Genomic DNA, 18016 nt, shown 5'->3' on the forward strand with positions numbered 1-18016 from the left:
AAGCCACCGGTACCGCGATCGAGGAGCAGCGATGGGCAAGAAGCGACGCGACGGCGAGACGTCGGACGTCAGCAAGGGCGACGGCGACGCCTCGGACAGGAGCGCCCGCTGGATCGGGAACGTGAACTCGGCGCCGGAGAGGAGGCAGTCCGCCGACGCCGAGGCGACCGAGTTCGACGCCGTCGAGGAAGTGGAGACGTACGACGGCGGCAAGACGGCCGGGAGCGACGACCCCGGACGCTGACACGCCGGCAGGCGCACCGGCACGGCACGGCTCCGGTCCTTTCCCGAAAGGACCGGGGCCGCGGCGATGAGTTTCGGCGGGGGCGGGGGTCACTACAGACGAACGAGCCGCCGACGACAGGAGAGAGTCATGCCCAGCATCACGCCCACCCTCTGGTTCGACACGCAGGGCGAGGACGCCGCCAACTTCTACGTCTCCGTCTTCCCGAACTCGAAGATCACGGACGTCTCCCACTACGGCGAGGCAGGGCCGCGCCCTGCCGGGACCGTGATGACCGTCGAGTTCGAGCTCGACGGCCAGCCCTACCTGGTGCTCAACGGCGGCCCCCAGTTCACCTTCAACGAGGCGGTCTCCCTCACGATCGACTGCGCCGACCAGGACGAGGTCGACCACTACTGGACCAAGCTCTCCGAGGGCGGCGAGGAAGGCCCCTGCGGCTGGCTCAAGGACAAGTTCGGCCTCTCCTGGCAGGTCGTCCCCGCCGACATGGGCAAGCTCATGGCCGACCCCGATCCGGCGCGGGCCCAGCGCGCCATGGCGGCCATGCTCGGCATGAAGAAGCTCGACGTGGCGGCGCTGTACGCGGCGGCGGACCAGAAGTAGACACCGCAAGGCCCGTCAAAACAGCTTGACTTGGAGCCGACTCCAACTCCTAGGGTCGAGACCGTCCGCCCCGAACAGGGCACACGGCATCACCTGGAGGTACCGCCATGACCAGCATCGCCACCCGCCGTCTCGGCAAGCTGACCGTCTCGGCCCAGGGGCTCGGCTGCATGGGGATGAGTCACGCGTACGGCACTTCGGACGACGCCCAGTCGATCGCGACGCTCCACCGCGCCCTCGACCTGGGCGTCACCCTGCTCGACACCTCCGACTTCTACGGGGACGGGCACAACGAAGAGCTGCTCGGCCGCGCCCTCGCCGGGCGGCGCGAGCAGGCCGTCGTCGCCACCAAGTTCGGCTTCGCCAACCGGCTCGGCGAGCCGCCGAAGATCAGGGGCGACGCGGCGTACGTACGGCAGGCGTGCGACGCCTCGCTGCGGCGGCTGGGGACCGACCACATCGACCTCTACTACCTGCACCGCGTGGACCAGAGCGTGCCGATCGAGGAGACCGTCGGGGCGATGGCCGAGCTCGTCGAGGCCGGGAAGGTACGCCATCTCGGGCTCTCCGAGGCGAGCACGCGCACGATCCGTCGGGCGCACGCGGTGCATCCGATCGCCGCGCTGCAGAGCGAGTGGTCGCTGTGGACGCGTGATCTGGAGGCGGAGATCGCGCCGGTCTGCCGGGAGCTCGGCATCGGTCTCGTGCCGTTCTCGCCGCTCGGCCGCGGCTTCCTGACCGGGCGCTACACCTCGGTCGCCGGTCTCCAGGAAGGCGACATGCGGCGCGGGCAGCCCCGGTTCGCCGACGGGAACCTGGAGCGGAACCTGCCCATCGTGACCGCCCTGAACGCGCTCGCCGAAGAGAAGGGCGTCACCGCGGGGCAGCTCGCGCTGGCCTGGGTGCAGCACCGCGGTGACGACGTGGTGCCGATCCCGGGCACGCGCCGGGAGAAGTACCTCACGGAGAACCTGGGCGCGCTCGCCGTCGAGCTCTCCGCCGAGGAGCTCGCGGCGATCGACGCGGTGGCGCCCGCGGGCGCGGTCAGCGGGACCCGGTACGACGAGGGCAGCATCGGGCTGGTCGACAAGTAGACATCCCGGGGCTCAGGCCGGGGCGGCGGGCCGCGTAACCTGCGGGGACAGCCTTGGAGACGAGGGGCGGCCGACAGCGGGTGGGAGGCGCGATGGCGATGGACGAGGCGTTCCACGGCGTGCCGGACGTCCTCGCGTACCTGGCCGGGACCTGGCAGGTGGAGCGGACGGCGCGGGACGTCGCCGGCAGCGCGGAGGGGCACTTCACGGGCACGACGGTGTTCTCTTTGGCCGCTGGCGGCGGCCTCCTGCACCACGAGTCCGGCACCTTCACCTGGCGCGGCACCGCCCGCCCCGCCGAACGCACCCTGCGCTTCCTGCCGGGCGACGACCCGGCCACCGCGCACGTCCTCTTCGCCGACGGCCGCCCCTTCCACGACCTCGACCTGCGCACCGGCAGACACACCGCCGACCACCCGTGCGCGCTCGACCTCTACCGGGGCGAGTTCGAGGTGTACGACGAGCGGCGCTGGCGGATGCGGTGGCGGGTCGCGGGCCCCGCCAAGGACCTGATCCTCACGACGGCGTACACGCGCCAGGACCCCGCACCGCCGATATCCGGGTCCGCGCGCGTCGGCGCCTCGGGGGAAGGTCTCACCGCTGGCCCAGCGCCATCCACTTCGCCGGGTCGTCGAGTGCGCTGAATCCGGCCTTCTCGTACACCCCGTGCGCATCGGCCGTGGCCAGCAGGATCCGCCGCAGACCGCACGGCTCCAGGTGGTCCCGGACGGCCGCTGCCAGCGCGCCCCCGAGGCCCTTGCCGCGCACCGAGCGGTCCACGTACACATCACAGAGCCAGGCGAAGGTGGCCCGGTCCGTCACCACCCGGGCGTACGCGACCTGCTCCCCGGACGCCGAGTCGTAGACCCCGAAGTTGAGCGACCCGGCGATCGCCCGATCCTGCTTCTCGCGGGAACGGCCCATCGCCCAGTACGCATCCGTGGAGAGCCAGTGGTGGACACGGGCGGCATCGAGACGGGCGGCGTCCGTGGACACCTCGTACCCGGCGGGGAGGGGGTGAAGTACGTCGCTCATGCCCGCAAGGCTCGCAGGCGGGCCACGGGAGCGTCGACCTGATTTCCACCGGCGAGGGGGGCGGCCCGACCGGCGGGCCGGGCAGCAGGCGCCCTCAGCCCGCCACTCCCCCCACCTCGTCGCACGCCGCCCGGAGCCTTCGTACTCCCTCGCCGATCTCCCCCACGCCCGCGACCGCCGCGAAGCTCAACCGCAGGTGTGCCGCCGGGGGTTCGGCCGCGAAGTAGGGGCGGCCGGGGGCCACCGCCACGCCCTTGCGCAGGGCCGCGCCCGCCAGGTCCGACTCGTTCGTGCCGTCGGGCAGGCGAAGCCACAGGAGGTAGCCGCCCGCGGGGATGTGCGGCAGGGCCAGCTCGGGGAGCTCCAGGCGCAGGGCCGCGGTCATCGCGTCCCTGCGGCCCTTCAACTCGCCTGCCACCTGGCGCAGATGGCGTGGCCAGGCCGGGGAGCCGACCAGTTCGAGCGCCGCTTCCTGGAGGGGCCTCGGCACGAAGAAGTGGTCGACGACCTGGATCGCCCGGAGCCGTTCGAGGACCGGTCCGCGCGCGGCGAGCGCGCTCACCCGGAAGCTCGGCGACGTGGCCTTGGTGAGCGAGCAGACGTGCACGACGACACCGTCGGCGTCGTCGGACTGGAGCGGCCTCGGCAGCGGGCCCGCGTCCTCGTGGACGAGGCGGCGCACGAAGTCGTCCTCGATGACGAAGGCCCCGGCCTCGCGCGCGATGCGCAGCACCTGGGGGCGGCGCTCCGCCGAGAGCACCGCCCCGGTCGGGTTCTGGAACAGCGGCTGGCAGACGAACACCCGCGCTCCCGTGGCTTTGAACGCCGCGGCGAGCAGGTCGGGACGTACGCCGTCCACGTCCACCGGCACCGGAACCGGCCGCAGCCCCGCCGCGCGGGCGATGGCCAGCATGCCGGGGTAGGTCGGCGACTCGACGAGGACCGGCGCGCCGGGCGGGGCGAGGGCACGCAGCGCCGTGGTGAGCCCGCTCTGGCCGCCCGCGGTGATCAGCACCTCGGCGGCCGTGATCGCGCCGCCGATGCCCCGCGCGAACCACTCCCGCAGCTCGGGGAGCCCGTCGACCGGCGGCCTGCCCCACGCGCCGGGCCGCCGCCCCGCCCGCGCCAGGGCCGCGGCCATCGCACGCTCGGGCTGGAGCGAGGGGTGCAGATAGCCGCCGTTGAACTCGATGATGCCGGGCGGCGGCGCCGCGAGCGTGACCAGGACACCGGAGGCGTCCACCGCCCGCGGCACCAGCTCCGTGGCCGCGTCCGCGCTCAGCGACACCTCCTGCCACGAGGTGTCCCCGGCCGGCGCGGCGGCGGCCTGCGGCTCGGCGCGGAAGACACCGGCGCCCGGCCGCGTGACGACCAGGCCCTCGGCGGCCAGCTGACCCAGGGCGCGCGACACGGTCACCGGGCTCACCCTGAACCGGTCGACCAACGCCCGGCTCGACGGCAGCTTTCCACCAGGTGAGTAGCGGTCGAGTTCTTCCCGCAACCGTTTTGCCAAGTCAGCCACACTGCTACCCTCATGCATGACAGCACAGGATAGCGCTACTCGCCCGAGTCGGATAGCAGTCACCACAGCGGCCGTGGACACAGCAGCCGTGGGTACAGCGCCCGTGGGCACCCAGCACGGCTCCCGCCGCGCAGGCACCGTCATGGCCGCGCTCGGCGTGACCGCCTTCTCGCTCACCTTCCCCTCCACCGCCTGGGGCCTGGAAGGCATCGGCCCCTGGTCGTTCGTGGCCCTGCGCTGCGTCCTGAGCGCGGTCATCGCGGGCGGCGCCCTGCTCGCCCTGCGCATCCCGCTGCCCGCCCGCCGCCACTGGGCCGGGCTCGCGGTCGTCGCCGCCGGAGTCGTCATCGGCTTCCCGCTGCTCACCACGCTCGCCCTGCAGACCTCCACCACCGCCCACGCGGCCGTGGTCGTCGGCCTGCTCCCGCTGACGACCGCCGTGTTCTCGGCGCTGCGCACCGGGGCGCGGCCCTCGCGGATGTTCTGGGTGGCCGCCCTCACCGGCGCGGCCGCGGTGATCGCGTTCACCGTCCAGCAGAGCGGCGGCGCCCTGTCGACCGCCGACCTCTACCTCTTCGCCTCGCTCCTGATCTGCGCGGCCGGTTACACGGAGGGCGGTCGTCTCGCCCGTGAGATGCCGGGCTGGCAGGTCATCGGCTGGGCGCTCGTCCTGTGCCTGCCGCTGGCCGTGGTCGGGGCCGTCGTCGCCCTCCAGCACGAGTCCTTCCAGCTCACCGGCCACAGCACCGCCGGGCTGCTCTACGCCGCCATCGGCTCGCAGTTCCTCGGCCTGGTCGTGTGGTACCGCGGCATGGCGGCGATCGGCGTCCCCAAGGCCAGCCAGCTCCAGCTCGCCCAGCCGCTGCTCACCCTGGTCTGGTCGGTGTTCCTGCTCGGCGAGCACCTCACGCCCGCCGCGCCGCTGACCGCCGCGGCGGTCCTCGTGTGCATCGCGGTCACCCAACGGGCGCGCGGCTAGACGCCGACGGCCAGGCCTCAGCTTCCGCCACCCGACGTAGACTTGCGGCCACGGATCGCAACCGCCGGGTGGGACGAGGAGGTCGCTCCAGATGCGTGCAACCGTAGGCGACAAGCTGGTGGTCCACGGCAGGGTCGTCGGGCAGCACGACCGGATCGCGGAGGTCGTCGAGGTGCTCGGCACGGACGGCGGACCGCCGTACCGCGTCCGCCTCGAGGACGGCCACGAGACGGTCATGTCACCGGGCCCCGACACCGTCGTACGGCACCAGGACCCGGCTCAGTAGCCCCCGGCGCGGGACCGGATCAGCGCGGCGGCCCAGGCCGACCGCTTCAGCGCGGCGGTCTGACCCGCTGCTGATAGTGGTCGGCGACCACGCGCGCCATCGCGCCGATCTTGTCCACGCCCACTTCCTTCGCCGAGAAGTACACGTGCCCGCGCGCCTGCGGGAACCCCTTGGCGTACGTGAGGTGGCGGGACAGCTCGGCCGGATCCTGCCACTGGGCGGGCTGCGCGGGGTCGCCCGCCTTGTACAGGGCCTCCCCCACGTACAGGCGCACACCCGTGCCCTTGACGACATCGGCCCACCAGGGCAGCAGCTTGCCGTAGTCCGCGACGGCGAAGCCGATGTTCCAGTAGAGCTGCGGGCAGATGTAGTCGATCCAGCCCTTCTTGACCCAGCCGCGCGTGTCGGCATGCAGATTGTCGTACGTCTGCACGCCCGCCTGGGTGTCCGAACCGAGCGGGTCGGTCGAGGCGTTGCGCCAGACCCCGAAGGGGCTGATCCCGAACTGCACGTGCTTGCGTGCCTTCTTGATGCGCGTCGCCATCTCGCGCACCAGGCGGTCGATGTTGTCGCGCCGCCAGGCGGCCCGGTCCGGGAAGCCGCCTCCGTAGCGTGCGAAGGCGTCGTCGTCGTCGAAGACCTGCCCCGCGACGGGATAGGGGTAGAAGTAGTCGTCCCAGTGCACCGCGTCGACGGCGTAGTGCCGCACGGCGTCGAGCATCGCGTCCTGGACGAAGCGCCGCACCTCGGGCAGGCCGGGGTTGTAGTAGAGCTTCCCGCCGTACGGCACGACCCACTCGGGGTGCAGCCGCGCGGGGTGCGTCGGGACCAGGCGCGAGGGGTCCGTGTGGTTGGCGATGCGGAAGGGGTTGAACCAGGCGTGCAGCTCCAGGCCCCTGCGGTGCGCCTCGGCCACGGCGGTGCCCAGCGGGTCCCAGCCGGGGTGCTTGCCCTGCACGCCGGTGAGGCACTGGGCCCACGGCTCGTACGGCGAGGGCCACAACGCGTCGGCCGTGGGGCGCACTTGGAAGATCACGGCGTTCAGCCGGCGCCGTACGGCCGTGTCGAGATGGCCGATCAGTTCCGCGCGCTGCTCGGCCGCCGTGAGGCCCGGCTTCGACGGCCAGTCGCGGTTGGCGACGGTCGCCAGCCACATGCCCCGCAACTCACGCCGCGAAGGGGCCCGCTCCGGCACGGCCGCCGCGTCCCCCGCGGCTGTGAGCCCCGCCACCATCGCGGCTGCCGCAATCGTGAAACCTCGGCGTGACATACGCCTCATCCGCTCGCCCCCTGGCCTGTGTATCCGCCGGAACCGCTGCCTGTCACGGACAGCATGCCCGACCCGGGACGTGATGCACCGGAGGTTCCGGAGTAACGTTCACCGCCGGGGCAGCCACCGACACCGTTCGGGGGGCTGCCCGTCCGTTGATCAGCGAAAGGCACGAGGTGACCGACTCTATGCCCGACATCGCACGCGTCGGAGTAGTGGGCTGCGGCCAGATGGGCGCCGGGATCGCGGAGGTCTGCGCCCGCTCCGGACTGGATGTGATGGTCGCGGAGACCACCGGCGAGGCCCTGGAGATCGGCCGTACCCGGCTCTACAACTCCCTCTCCAAGGCCGCCGAGCGCGGCAAGATCTCGGAGGAGGAGCGGGACGAGACGCTCGCCCGCCTCAGCTTCACGACCGACCTCGGGGAGTTCTCCGACCGCGACCTCGTCATCGAGGCGGTCGTCGAGAACGAGGCCGTCAAGACCGAGATCTTCCAGGTGCTCGACCAGGTGGTGACCCGGCAGGACGCGATCCTCGCCTCCAACACCTCGTCCATCCCGCTGGTGAAGCTGGCCGTCGCGACCTCCCGCCCGGACGCGGTCATCGGCATCCACTTCTTCAACCCGGCCCCGGTGCAGCAGCTCGTCGAGCTGATCCCCGCGCTCACGACGTCCGAGGGCACGATCAGCCGCGCGCAGTCCATGGTCGAGAAGGTGCTCGGCAAGCACGCGATCCGTGCCCAGGACCGCTCGGGCTTCGTGGTCAACGCGCTGCTCATCCCGTATCTGCTCTCCGCGATCCGGATGTTCGAGTCGGGCATCGCCAGCCGCGAGGACATCGACAACGGCATGGAGATGGGCTGCGCCCACCCGATGGGTCCGCTCAAGCTCGCCGACCTGATCGGCCTGGACACCGTCGCCTCGGTGGCGGACAGCATGTACGCCGAGTACAAGGAGCCGCTGTACGCCGCGCCCCCGCTGCTCCAGCGGATGGTGGACGCGGGGAGGCTCGGCCGCAAGTCCGGCTCGGGCTTCTATCCGTACGCCTGATACGGCTCACACTGGCACCCGGAACTTCGCACCGCACGCGGGCCCGGCACTCGATCGAGTGCCGGGCCCGCGGCGTTCACACACCGTGTGCGCCCTGGGCTCGCATATGCCCTTCGCACACTCTCCCGCCCCGGCCACCAGGCGAGTTGACTTTCCGTGCGCATCAGGGGGATGGACAGCTACGGAAAGGAACGGACTTGTGACCGCCGACCCCGAACCTCGCGTGGTCCCCGAAGAACTCGCCGAGTTACGCCGAAGCTTGGACGTGGGCCTCGCCCGCGTCGACGGACAGCTGGCGTTGCTCACCCAACATGACGAACAGAGCGTCAAGAGCCAGGACGAACTGACCGTGCGCATCACGGCACTCGAGCACACACGGTGGCCGCTGCCCGCCCTTCTCGCCCTGACGGCGGTCGGTGCGCTCGCCGTGGCGGTCTGGCAGGCGATCGGTCGTTAGTGCACGTCCTGGCCAAGACGCAGGTGGTGCAGGAGGAGTAGCGCGGCCGCCATGTTGGCGGCCGGTACTTCACCGCGGGCCACCATGTCAGGGACGAGTTTGAGCGGGACCCATTCACGGCGGTCGGACTCGAAGTCGTCTTCGGGATGACCGATGTAGGTGCACTCATCCGACCAGTAGATGTGGTGCTTGGCATCGGTGAGCCCATTGGACGGCTCGACACTCATCAGGTGTCGTAACGGGCCCGGCCGCCAGCCGGTCTCCTCCTCCATTTCCCGGGCGGCCGCATAGGCGAGATCCTCCCCGTCCTCGACCACACCCGCGGCCAGTTCCCAGCCCCAGCTGTCGGTGATGAAGCGGTGCCGCCACAGGAGCAGCACCTCGTTGGCGTCGTTGACGACGGTGGCCACGGCGACGGGCCGCAGCCGTATCAGGAAGTGATCGAGGTGTCGGCCGTCGGGCAGTTCCACATCTGCCAGATTGACCGTGAACCATCGATTTCCATACACAGTTTGTTCGCTTTGTTTCGTCCACTGCACGGTTCTGCCACCTTCCGCCGAGTAGATGGCAATATCGCAGCAGGAGGGTGTTCAGAGCAGTGGTACGCGGGTCACGTCACAGGGGTACGCGCAGCGCCCCGTCGATGAGTTCGGCCGCCTCCGCCGTGCCCGCGCAGTCGCTGCGGACCAGATGTTCCCGCACGGCCCGCAGCCGGTCGCGCAGCCTTTGGGACTCCATCCCCCGTGCCTGTTCTGCCATTTCCACCGCCGTGGCCACGGCCTCGTCGGTGTTCCCCTGGCGCAGTTCGATCTGGCTGAGCATCGCGAGCCGGTGGACCCTGCCCCGGTCGTGTGCCGGCGTGTCCACCGCCGCCGCCGCGTGTTCGTACGCTCCCGACAGGTCGCCGAGGCTGAGCAGCGCCTCCGCCACTTGCACGTTGACGAGTCCGGGCTGGACATAGCCGGTCTCGTCCGGCTCGCGTCCACGGCGGATGCGATCGGCGGCGACCTCCGCACGCCGGATGCACGACAGCGCACTGCTGCCGTCGCCCAGGTGTGCGTACGACTTCGCCTGCATGGCATAGAGATCGGAGGCGAGGGCCGGTGTGAGCTCGCGCCCCGCGGCGCGCAGCGCGGCCTCCGCGAAGGCCACCGCCTGGCGGTACTCGCGCATGAACAGGGACTGGTTGACGAGCAGCGCGATGACATAGGCGCCAAGTCCCCTGTCACCACTGGCCTTTGCCAGGCGCAGGGCCTGGTGGAAGTAGCGCTGGGCCAGGCCGTGCGCGTCCGAGTCGTAGGCACAGATGCCCGCGATGGCCACCAACCCGCCGGTGGATCTGTGCAGTTGGCGCCCGGTCTCGTCCGTGTAGCTGCCGCGCAGCAGGGGCGCGGCCTCGGCATTCAGGAAGCCGACGATGCGGGTACGGGTCGCGATGCCGCCGGTCTTGCGGTACATCTGCTCGTAGTGGGCGCGGGCCGCACGCATCATGTCGATGTCGGCCGTGCTGACCTGATGCCTGCCGCCGCGCGAGACGTCCACGTCCTCGGGCGGGTTCTCCCACTCCCAGACGGGCATCACCGCGGGCGTCCCGGTGACGGCGGGGGCGCCGAGGAGGTGCGAGCGCTGCTGTTCGTCGGAGCGCCACAGCGCGGTGGCTCTCTCCACGAAGCCGGACAGCGTCGAGCCCAGGGACCCGGCCGCCGAGGCCGGCAGGCCCGGCACCCCGAGGCCGATGTCGTCCAGGGTGACGGTCCGCTGGAGCCGCCCCGCGAGGACCTCGCAGATCAGGTCGGGCACCTGGCCCCGGGGCCGCTGCCCCTTCAGCCACCGGGAGACGGCGGTGTGTTCGTAGCGCAGGGCGAGGCCGCGCCTCTTCCCTGCCTGATTGACGTGGGCGGCAAGGCCCGCATGGGAGATTCCCGCCTCGTCGAGGATCGCGTCGAGCAGGGTATTGGGCTGCATGGAGGCCCTCCGGTGACTCGGTGTGGCCAGCGTAGTAGAGGTGACTTCACACGGGGTGTGAACGGAGTGCCCGGATCCGGGGGGTGTGCGCTCTGCCGTCGTCACTCCTGTCACGCTTGACTGAGGTTCCTCACAAGGAGGCCGGCCGGGCCGCCGGCTCCCCCTCGAAAAGTGCGGCGGCCCTCACTGGCGCCGTCCGCCCCCGCTGTCTGCCCGACACCTCCAAAGCGGGAACGGGCGGCGCATGGCCGGCGGAGGTTGACGGTGCGTCATGTCATGGTGCTTTCCCGGCGCACCGTCTCCCCCTGCTGTTGCGGCACCCGGCGGCGGTCGTTGCGCAGGACGAGCAGCGCGGCGTCGTCGGTGGGCAACTTGCCCGTATGCCGCAGGAGTTGGGCGTACACGGCACGGATCACGGTCCGGGGCACGACCGGCGGGACCCGCACCGCTTCGGTGAGCGCCGCCTGGAGCGGGAAGAACCGCCCGGCCGCGTCCCGCGCGTCCTCCATGCCGTCCGTGTGCAGCACGAGTCCCTCCCCAGGAAGGAGTGGTCCGCAGTGCAGTACGGAGAGGTCGGCGGGGAGCGGGAAGGGGCCGAGCGGGGGCAGCGGCTCCGCGTCGGTCACCGGCTCGGCGTGCCCGGTCAGGCGGTAGGGCCAGGGATGACCGCAGTTGAGCGCGGTCATCTCACCGTCGGGGTTGATCTGCATCAGGAGTACGGTCACGAACTCCTCGGCCACCGGACTGTCCGGGGCCGCGCCGCCGCTCGCCGGATGCTCGGCCCGCGAACGCTCCCGCAGGTGGCGCCCCAGGGCGCGCTCCAACTTCCTGAGCACGTGCGGCAGTTCCCGCTCCTCGTAGGCGGCCTCGCGGAAGCTGCCGAGCACGGCGGCGGCCGTACTGATGGCGGTCAGGCCGTGCCCGCGCACATCGCCCATGACGACGCGGACGCCGTGGTCGGTGGCCGCCACCTCGTACAGATCGCCGCCGACGGACGCGCCGTGCGAGGCGGAGATCCGCCCGGCCGCGACTGTGAGGCCCTCGACGCGCGGTGGCAGCGGGCGCAGCAAGGCGTTCTGCGCGGCCCCCGCGATCTCCCGGAGCTGGCGCAACTCCCGCAGCAGTGTGCCGCGCACGTGCAATATGAGCCCGGTGCCGACCGCGAAGAAGACCGCGCTGGTGACGATCCGCGCCTCGAGGCCGTCCTGCTGGGCGAGCGGACAGGCGAGTTTGTACGTGACGGCGGCCGCGCCCCACACCGTGGGAAGGCCGAGCGTGAGAGCGCGCCGGATCCGTGGCGGATCCACCCGGAGCGCCTTGGGACCGCCCCTCGCCCGGAGCAGCGCCCTGCGGGGAGCTCCAGCCCTGATACGGATCATGCCGACGGCCCCCCTAAGGCCCTGTTCAGCGTGCGGTACGCGCAGTCCGTACAGATCACGGCCGCTGCGGCCGGACTGATTCTGTCGACCGTATGAGCCGATCGGGCCAGAGAGGGCTTACTAGTCACTCAAACGAGTGAAGGGCGTACCCGGAGGTCCGGATACGCCCTTCTTTGCGCCCCTTGTGCGCCTGGCGGCGACTACAGGCTGTGACCTACGCTCCGCGCAGCACCGCGCCGGTCCGCTCGGCCGCCAGGGCGACGGCCGCGTCACGGGCCGCGGAGGCCTCGTCGACGGTCAGCGTGCGGTCGGCCGCGCGGAAGCGCAGCGCGTACGCCAGGGACTTCTTGCCCGCACCGATCTGCTCACCGGTGAAGACGTCGAACAGCCGGATGGACTCCAGGAGTTCACCCGCGCCCTCGCGCAGCACCTTCTCGACGTCCACGGCGGGGACGTCCCCGCCGACGACGAGCGCGACGTCCTGCGTGGCGACCGGGAAGGTGGAGATCTTCGGCCCCTGCGGGACACCCGCGCTCGCGTCCTCAAGACGGTCCAGGTCGAGCTCCATCGCGCAGGTGCGCGCGGGAAGACCGAGCGCCTTGACGACGCGCGGGTGCAGCTCGCCCGCGTGCCCGATGACCTGCTCCGCACCGTCGATCACGACGGCGAGCTCGGCGCACCGGCCCGGGTGCCACGGGCCGTACTGCCCCTGGCGCACGAGCAGTTCGGTGCCGGACTCGGCGGCCAGGGCGCGCGCGGCCTGGATCGCGTCGGCCCACTCGGACGGACGGCCCTTGCCCCACCAGCCGGCCTGCTCGCGGGCGCCCGCCAGGACGACGGCGGCATGCCGCGGCTGCACGGGCAGCGCCTCGGTCAGGGAGGCGATCTCCTCGGCCGTGGGACGCCGGTCGACGGGCAGCCGCACCGCGACACGGGCTTCGTCGCGCGGCTGGAAGACCAGCCCCGTCTCGAAGAGCGCCAGGTCGTGGCTGCCGCGGCCTTCGTTGCGGCGCAGCGCGCCGAGCAGGCCCGGCAGCAGCGTCGTACGAAGAGCGGGCTCCTCGTCGGAGAGCGGGTTGACCAGCTTGACGACCCGGCGCTTGGGGTCGCCGGGCTCAAGGCCGAGCTGGTCGAAGATCTGCTCGCCGATGAACGGGTAGGTCGGCGCCTCGACGAATCCGCTCCCGGCGAGCGCGCGGCCGATGCGGCGGTGCAGCCGCTGCCGGTCGGTCAGCCCGCGGCCCGCGGGGGGCTTGGGCAGCGTCGAGGGGAGGTTCTCGTACCCCTCAAGACGGATGACCTCTTCGGCGAGGTCGTTCGGCTCGGCGAGGTCGGGACGCCAGGAGGGCACGGTGACCGTCAGGGCGTCCTGGCCGTAGACGTCGCAGCCGACTTCCTGGAGGCGGCGCACGACGGTCTCGCGGCCGTAGGCCACACCGGCGACCTTGTCCGGGTGATCGGCGGGCATGCTGATCGTGTGGGGCGCGGAGGGCGCGATGACCTCGGTGACCCCGGGCTCGGCGGTGCCGGACGCGAGCGCGACCAGCAGATCCACCGTGCGCTGCGCGGCGGCGGAAGCCGCCAGCGGGTCGACGCCGCGCTCGAAGCGCTTGGCCGCCTCGGAGGGCAGCTTGTGGCGCCGGGCCGTGCGGGCGATGGAGATCGCGTCGAAGTGCGCGGCCTCGATGACCACGTCCGTGGTGCCCGCGGCCTCTGTTGGGGTCTCCCCTGCTCGAGCGAAGCCGAGAGCTTGGGGAAGATCCGCGATCTCGGTGTTCGCGCCGCCCATGACGCCCGCGAGGCCGATGGGGCCGCGGTCGTCGGTGATGACCAGGTCCTCGGCGTCCAGGACGCGCTTGGTGCCGTCGAGCGTCGTGAACTTCTCGCCCTGCTCGGCACGGCGGACACCGATGGCGCCCTCGATGCGGGAGCGGTCGTAGGCGTGCAGGGGCTGGCCGAGCTCCAGCATCACGTAGTTCGTGATGTCGACGGCGAGCGAGATCGGGCGCATGCCCGCCTTCTGCAGCCGGCGCTGGAGCCAGATCGGCGAGCGGGCCTCGGGACGCAGGCCGGTGACCGTGCGCGCGGTGAAGCGGTCGCAGCCCATCGGGTCGGAGACCTTGACCGGGTAGCCGGAGGCATTCGGCGCGGGCACGTCAAGGAGCGCCGGGTCGCGCAGCGGCAGGCCGTAGGCGATCGCGGTCTCACGGGCGACGCCGCGCATCGACAGGGCGTAGCCGCGGTCGGGCGTGACGGCGATGTCCAGGACCTCGTCGACCAGCTCGAGCAGCTTGATGGCGTCGGTGCCGGCCTCGTGCTCGGGCGGCAGGACGATGATGCCGCCACTGCCGTCGTCGCCCATGCCCAGCTCGTCGCCGGAGCAGATCATGCCGTGCGAGGTCTTGCCGTACGTCTTGCGCGCGGCGATCTTGAAGTCGCCGGGCAGGACGGCGCCGGGCAGCACGACGACGACCTTGTCGCCGACGGCGAAGTTGCGGGCGCCGCAGACGATCTCCTGCGGCTCGCCCGTCCCGTTGGCGGAGCCGACGTCGACGGTGCAGAAGCGGATGGGCTTCTTGAACTCCGTCAGCTCCTCGATGGTGAGGACCTTGCCGACGACGAGCGGGCCGCTGAGGCCCGCGCCGAGCTGCTCGACGGTCTCGACCTCGAGGCCGACGTCGACGAGCTTGGCCTGTACGTCACGGCCGGTCTCGGTGGCGGGGAGATCGACGTACTCCCGCAGCCAGGAAAGCGGGACCCGCATCAGATCTCCATCCCGAAGGGCCGGGTGAACCGGACGTCACCCTCGACCATGTCTCGCATGTCTTCGACGTTGTGGCGGAACATCAGCATCCGTTCGATGCCGAACCCGAAGGCGAATCCGCTGTACTTCTGGGGGTCGACGCCGCAGGCGGTGAGCACCTTCGGGTTGACCATGCCGCAGCCGCCCAGCTCGATCCAGCCCTCGCTGCCGCAGGTGCGGCAGGGGCGGTCGGGGTTGCCCACGGACTCGCCACGGCAGACGTAGCAGACCATGTCCATCTCGGCGGACGGCTCGGTGAACGGGAAGTAGTTCGGCCGCAGGCGCGTCTTCATGTCCGCGCCGAAGAGCGACTGGACCATGTGGTCAAGGGTGCCCTTGAGGTCGGCCATGGTCAGGCCCTCGTCCACGGCGAGCAGCTCGATCTGGTGGAAGACCGGGGTGTGCGTCGCGTCGAGCTCGTCCGTGCGGTACACACGGCCGGGGCAGACGATGTAGACGGGCGGCTCGCGGTCGAGCATCGCGCGGGCCTGCACGGGCGAGGTGTGCGTGCGCAGCACGACACCGGACTCGTCCCCGGCCGCGTCCTTGGCGCCGTTCGGGCCCTGGACGAAGAACGTGTCCTGCATCTGCCGGGCCGGGTGGTCCGGGGTGAAGTTCAGGGCGTCGAAGTTGAACCACTCCGCCTCGACCTCGGGGCCCTCCGCGATCTCGTAGCCCATGGCGACGAAGACGTCCGCGACGCGCTCCATAAACGTGGTCAGCGGGTGCCGGGCTCCGGCCGGGACGCGGTCGTACGGCAGCGTGACGTCCACTGCCTCCTCGACCAGCACCCGGGTGTCGCGCTCGGCCTCGAGCTCGCTCTGCCGGGCGGCGAGCGCCTTGCTGACCGCGCCGCGCGCCATGCCGACGCGCTTGCCCGCCTCGGCCTTGGCCTGCGGGGGCAGCGCGCCGATCTCGCGGTTGGCCAGGGCCAGCGGCGAGGTGCCGCCGGTGTGCGCGACCTTGGCCTCCTGAAGCTGTTCGAGGTCGCCCGCGGCGGCGAAGGCGGCGAGCGCCTCGTCCCGCATGCGCTCGATCTCTTCAGGTTTCAGTGCCTCGACCTCAACAGGGTCGTACGACTTGTTCGGTGCCGACATCTCTTCCCGTGCTTCCGGTTGGCTGGTGATGGTCCCCGTCTACGACTCGGAGACGAATCGTCCACATAGGGGGACGCAAACGTGCCAAGGATCGAGTCTAACGGGGGTGGCGCAGGTGAATGAGCCCGCGGGCGGTGCTCGGGCGGATCAGAGGAGATACGCCGGAGTGCTCACGGGCAACGTAAATCGGAACTGGGCGCCGCCGCCGGGCGCGCGGCCGACGGTGATCGTCCCGCCGTGCGCCTCCACGATGCCCTTCACGATGTACAAGCCGAGTCCCGTCCCGCCGCGCTTGCTGCCCCGCCAGAAGCGGGTGAAGACGCGGCCCATCGATTCTTCCGGAATGCCGGACCCCTCGTCGCTGACGGTCACGGCCGTCTCGGCCCCGCCCTGCTCACGCGGGGACGAGGAGGGTGCCACGTCGATGGTGACGGTTCCTTCGCCGTGCCGCACGGCATTTTCCAGCAGGTTGCTGAGCACCTGGTCGATCTTGTCGGGGTCGGCCCAGCAGTCGGGCAGCGGCTGCTCGATCCGGACGAGGAAGCGGTCCGCGTCCTGGCCGGAGGCGACGTGCGCCTGGATGTGGCGGCCGACGGCGGCACCTACGTCGACGGGCTGGCGGCGCAGTTCGAGGCGGCCCGAGTCGATCCGTGAGATGTCCAGGAGCTCGGCGATGAGCCGCGTGACGCGGTTGGCGTCGGCGTCCACCGTCTCCAGCATCAGTTTCTTCTGGTCGTCGGTGAAGCGCTCCCACTTGGCGAGCAGCGTCGCCGTGAAGCCCTTCACGGAGGTGAGGGGCGAGCGGAGCTCGTGGGCGACGGTGGCGATCAGCTCGGCGTGGCTGCGCTCGGTGCGGCGGCGGGCCTCGGTGTCGCGGATGGAGATGACGACGCGGCGGACGGGTCCGGTGGGCGCGGTGCGCACATAGCGCGCGCAGACCAGGACCTCTCGCCCGCCGGGGAGCAGCAGATTGCGCTCGGGCTGGGCGAAGCGGGTGGCGAGGCCGCCGTACGGATCGGTCAGCTGCCACCAGCGGCGGCCTTCGAGGTCCTCTAACGGAAGGGCGCGTTCCAGCGGCGCGCCCAGGGCGTCGGACGCGGCCACCGCGGTGATGCGTACGGCCGCGGTGTTGAAGCAGATGACGTGGCCCGTCTCGTCCGCGACGACGAGTCCGTCGGGAAGGTCGTCCGGGTCGACACCGAGCCCGCCGAGGTCACCGAGGGCGCCGTCGTCCGCGCGACTGGACAGGATGTCCTGTACTCCCGGTGATCCGCTCGTGCCGATGCTCATTCCCCTACCCCACCTCTCGGACCGGCGCAGGAGGCCTCCGAGCCCGCCACCCTACTAGCTGGGAGTCACGGAACGGCACCCTCCAGCCGCACGCTGTGCACGGGCGGAGGCATAGAGGCACACGGCCGCCGCCGTCGCGAGGTTGAGGCTTTCGGCTCTGCCGTGGATCGGAACGCGCACCACGGCGTCGGCGAGTGCGCGGGTCTCCTCCGGGAGCCCCCAGGCCTCGTTGCCGAAGACCCAGGCGGAAGGGGTGCCCATGGTGCCCTTGTCGAGCTCGTCGTCGAGGTCGTCCTCGCCCGCTCCGTCGGCCGCGAGGATGCGCACGCCCGCGTCCTTCAGCCCCTGGACGGCCCGCTCGACGGGTACGCCGACGGCGACGGGCAGATGGAACAGCGAACCGACCGATGCGCGCACGCACTTGGGGTTGTAGAGATCCACGGAGGCGTCCGTCAGGACGACGGCGTCGGCCCCCGCCGCGTCGGCGCAGCGCAGCACGGTGCCCGCGTTCCCGGGGTCACGGACGTGCGCGAGCACGGCGACCAGCTTGGGTTTGGCGGCGAGGATGCCGTCGAAGGAGGTGTCGATGAACCGGCAGACGCCGACGAGCCCCTGCGGTGTCACGGTCGTCGAGATGTCGGCGATGACGTCCTCGTCCGCCAGGTGAAGCCGGGCGCCCGCGGCACGGGCCTCGCCGACGATGTCGGCGTAGCGGTCGGCGGCCTCGACGGTGGCGAACAGCTCGACGAGCGTGGCCTTGTCCGTGGCGGCCGCGGCCGCCTCCCGCACGGCCTGCGGCCCCTCGGCCAGGAACAGCCGCTCCTTCCCCCGGAAGTTCCGCTTGCCCAGGCGCCGGGCGGCACTGACGCGGGACGACTTGGGGGAGATCAACTCGGGGCTGGCAACCATGAAACTCACCTCGGGAAGAGCGCCCCGTAAGGGG

At 71.5% G+C, this 18016-nt stretch carries 18 protein-coding genes; 8 read left to right on the top strand and 10 right to left on the bottom strand.

Translation table 11 applies throughout. From position 1 onward, the window contains the following. Positions 1 to 31: 31 nt before the first annotated feature. The 4 genes from ACFUPX_RS16985 (at position 32) to ACFUPX_RS17000 (ending at position 2585) form a co-directional block, all read left to right on the top strand. Complete coding sequence (locus ACFUPX_RS16985) at positions 32 to 244, top strand: hypothetical protein (protein WP_383322211.1); 213 nt, start codon at positions 32 to 34, stop codon at positions 242 to 244. A gap of 129 nt (positions 245 to 373) precedes the next feature. Further along, a complete protein-coding gene (locus ACFUPX_RS16990; protein WP_383322214.1) occupies positions 374 to 847 on the top strand; it encodes a VOC family protein in 474 nt (157 codons plus the stop codon). A 107-nt stretch (positions 848 to 954) separates the two neighbouring features. After that, positions 955 to 1941, top strand: coding sequence for an aldo/keto reductase (locus ACFUPX_RS16995; protein WP_383322217.1), 987 nt, complete (start codon positions 955 to 957; stop codon positions 1939 to 1941). Between the two features lie 92 nt (positions 1942 to 2033). Continuing rightward, entirely contained in the window at positions 2034 to 2585 is a 552-nt protein-coding gene (locus ACFUPX_RS17000; RefSeq protein WP_383322220.1) for a DUF6314 family protein, read from the top strand. On the opposite strand, the gene ACFUPX_RS17005 is transcribed toward ACFUPX_RS17000, so the two are convergent. Both ACFUPX_RS17005 and ACFUPX_RS17010 read right to left on the bottom strand, forming a co-directional pair. After that, the gene (locus ACFUPX_RS17005) at positions 2536 to 2976 is read right to left on the bottom strand and encodes a GNAT family N-acetyltransferase (protein ID WP_383322224.1); all 441 of its coding nucleotides are present in this window, start codon (positions 2974 to 2976) and stop codon (positions 2536 to 2538) included. The two genes, ACFUPX_RS17000 and ACFUPX_RS17005, sit on opposite strands and share 50 nt — an antisense overlap. Positions 2977 to 3070: 94 nt before the next feature. Then, positions 3071 to 4516 carry a PLP-dependent aminotransferase family protein gene (locus tag ACFUPX_RS17010; RefSeq protein ID WP_383322227.1) on the bottom strand — a complete coding sequence of 482 codons (1446 nt, stop codon included), beginning with the start codon at positions 4514 to 4516 and terminating at the stop codon, positions 3071 to 3073. Between ACFUPX_RS17010 and ACFUPX_RS17015 the strand changes: the two genes are divergently transcribed. Together ACFUPX_RS17015 and ACFUPX_RS17020 are read left to right on the top strand one after the other, a co-directional pair. Continuing rightward, positions 4515 to 5477: a DMT family transporter gene (locus tag ACFUPX_RS17015; RefSeq protein ID WP_383322230.1), complete on the top strand. Its 963-nt coding sequence runs from the start codon at positions 4515 to 4517 to the stop codon at positions 5475 to 5477. The genes ACFUPX_RS17010 and ACFUPX_RS17015 overlap by 2 nt on opposite strands. Positions 5478 to 5568: 91 nt before the next feature. Further along, entirely contained in the window at positions 5569 to 5763 is a 195-nt protein-coding gene (locus ACFUPX_RS17020; RefSeq protein ID WP_344528111.1) for a DUF1918 domain-containing protein, read from the top strand. 46 nt (positions 5764 to 5809) lie between these two features. Here ACFUPX_RS17020 and ACFUPX_RS17025 read toward each other — a convergent pair whose 3' ends face one another. Next, positions 5810 to 7042, bottom strand: a complete 1233-nt coding sequence (locus tag ACFUPX_RS17025; protein WP_383322233.1) for a glycoside hydrolase family 10 protein — start codon at positions 7040 to 7042, stop codon at positions 5810 to 5812. Positions 7043 to 7221: 179 nt separating this feature from the next. Here ACFUPX_RS17025 and ACFUPX_RS17030 point away from each other — a divergent pair, with 179 nt between their 5' ends. Then, positions 7222 to 8082: a 3-hydroxybutyryl-CoA dehydrogenase gene (locus tag ACFUPX_RS17030; RefSeq protein WP_160503891.1), complete on the top strand. Its 861-nt coding sequence runs from the start codon at positions 7222 to 7224 to the stop codon at positions 8080 to 8082. 199 nt (positions 8083 to 8281) lie between these two features. Then, positions 8282 to 8539, top strand: a complete 258-nt coding sequence (locus ACFUPX_RS17035; protein ID WP_383322237.1) for a hypothetical protein — start codon at positions 8282 to 8284, stop codon at positions 8537 to 8539. On the opposite strand, the gene ACFUPX_RS17040 is transcribed toward ACFUPX_RS17035, so the two are convergent. The 7 genes from ACFUPX_RS17040 to ACFUPX_RS17070 form a co-directional block, all read right to left on the bottom strand. After that, complete coding sequence (locus ACFUPX_RS17040; RefSeq protein WP_383322240.1) at positions 8536 to 9078, bottom strand: NUDIX hydrolase; 543 nt, start codon at positions 9076 to 9078, stop codon at positions 8536 to 8538. The genes ACFUPX_RS17035 and ACFUPX_RS17040 overlap by 4 nt on opposite strands. A 76-nt stretch (positions 9079 to 9154) precedes the next feature. Further along, positions 9155 to 10504: a transcriptional regulator gene (locus ACFUPX_RS17045; RefSeq protein ID WP_383322243.1), complete on the bottom strand. Its 1350-nt coding sequence runs from the start codon at positions 10502 to 10504 to the stop codon at positions 9155 to 9157. 269 nt (positions 10505 to 10773) lie between these two features. After that, on the bottom strand, positions 10774 to 11883 hold the full coding sequence (locus ACFUPX_RS17050; protein ID WP_383322246.1) for a PP2C family protein-serine/threonine phosphatase: 1110 nt from the start codon (positions 11881 to 11883) through the stop codon (positions 10774 to 10776). Positions 11884 to 12097: 214 nt separating this feature from the next. Then, positions 12098 to 14647 (bottom strand): phenylalanine--tRNA ligase subunit beta, encoded by a 2550-nt coding sequence (gene pheT / locus ACFUPX_RS17055; RefSeq protein WP_383322249.1) that lies wholly within the window; start codon positions 14645 to 14647, stop codon positions 12098 to 12100. Then, entirely contained in the window at positions 14647 to 15783 is a 1137-nt protein-coding gene (gene pheS / locus ACFUPX_RS17060; RefSeq protein WP_383322252.1) for a phenylalanine--tRNA ligase subunit alpha, read from the bottom strand. The genes pheT and pheS overlap by 1 nt, the downstream gene beginning before the upstream one ends. Positions 15784 to 15930: 147 nt before the next feature. Then, positions 15931 to 17073: an ATP-binding protein gene (locus ACFUPX_RS17065; protein ID WP_383322255.1), complete on the bottom strand. Its 1143-nt coding sequence runs from the start codon at positions 17071 to 17073 to the stop codon at positions 15931 to 15933. Positions 17074 to 17127: 54 nt separating this feature from the next. Then, a complete protein-coding gene (locus ACFUPX_RS17070; RefSeq protein ID WP_383322258.1) occupies positions 17128 to 17982 on the bottom strand; it encodes a TrmH family RNA methyltransferase in 855 nt (284 codons plus the stop codon). Positions 17983 to 18016 lie beyond the last annotated feature (34 nt).

It is taken from the genome of Streptomyces sp. NPDC057302, from assembly GCF_042667685.1.
Lineage (GTDB): Bacteria > Actinomycetota > Actinomycetes > Streptomycetales > Streptomycetaceae > Streptomyces.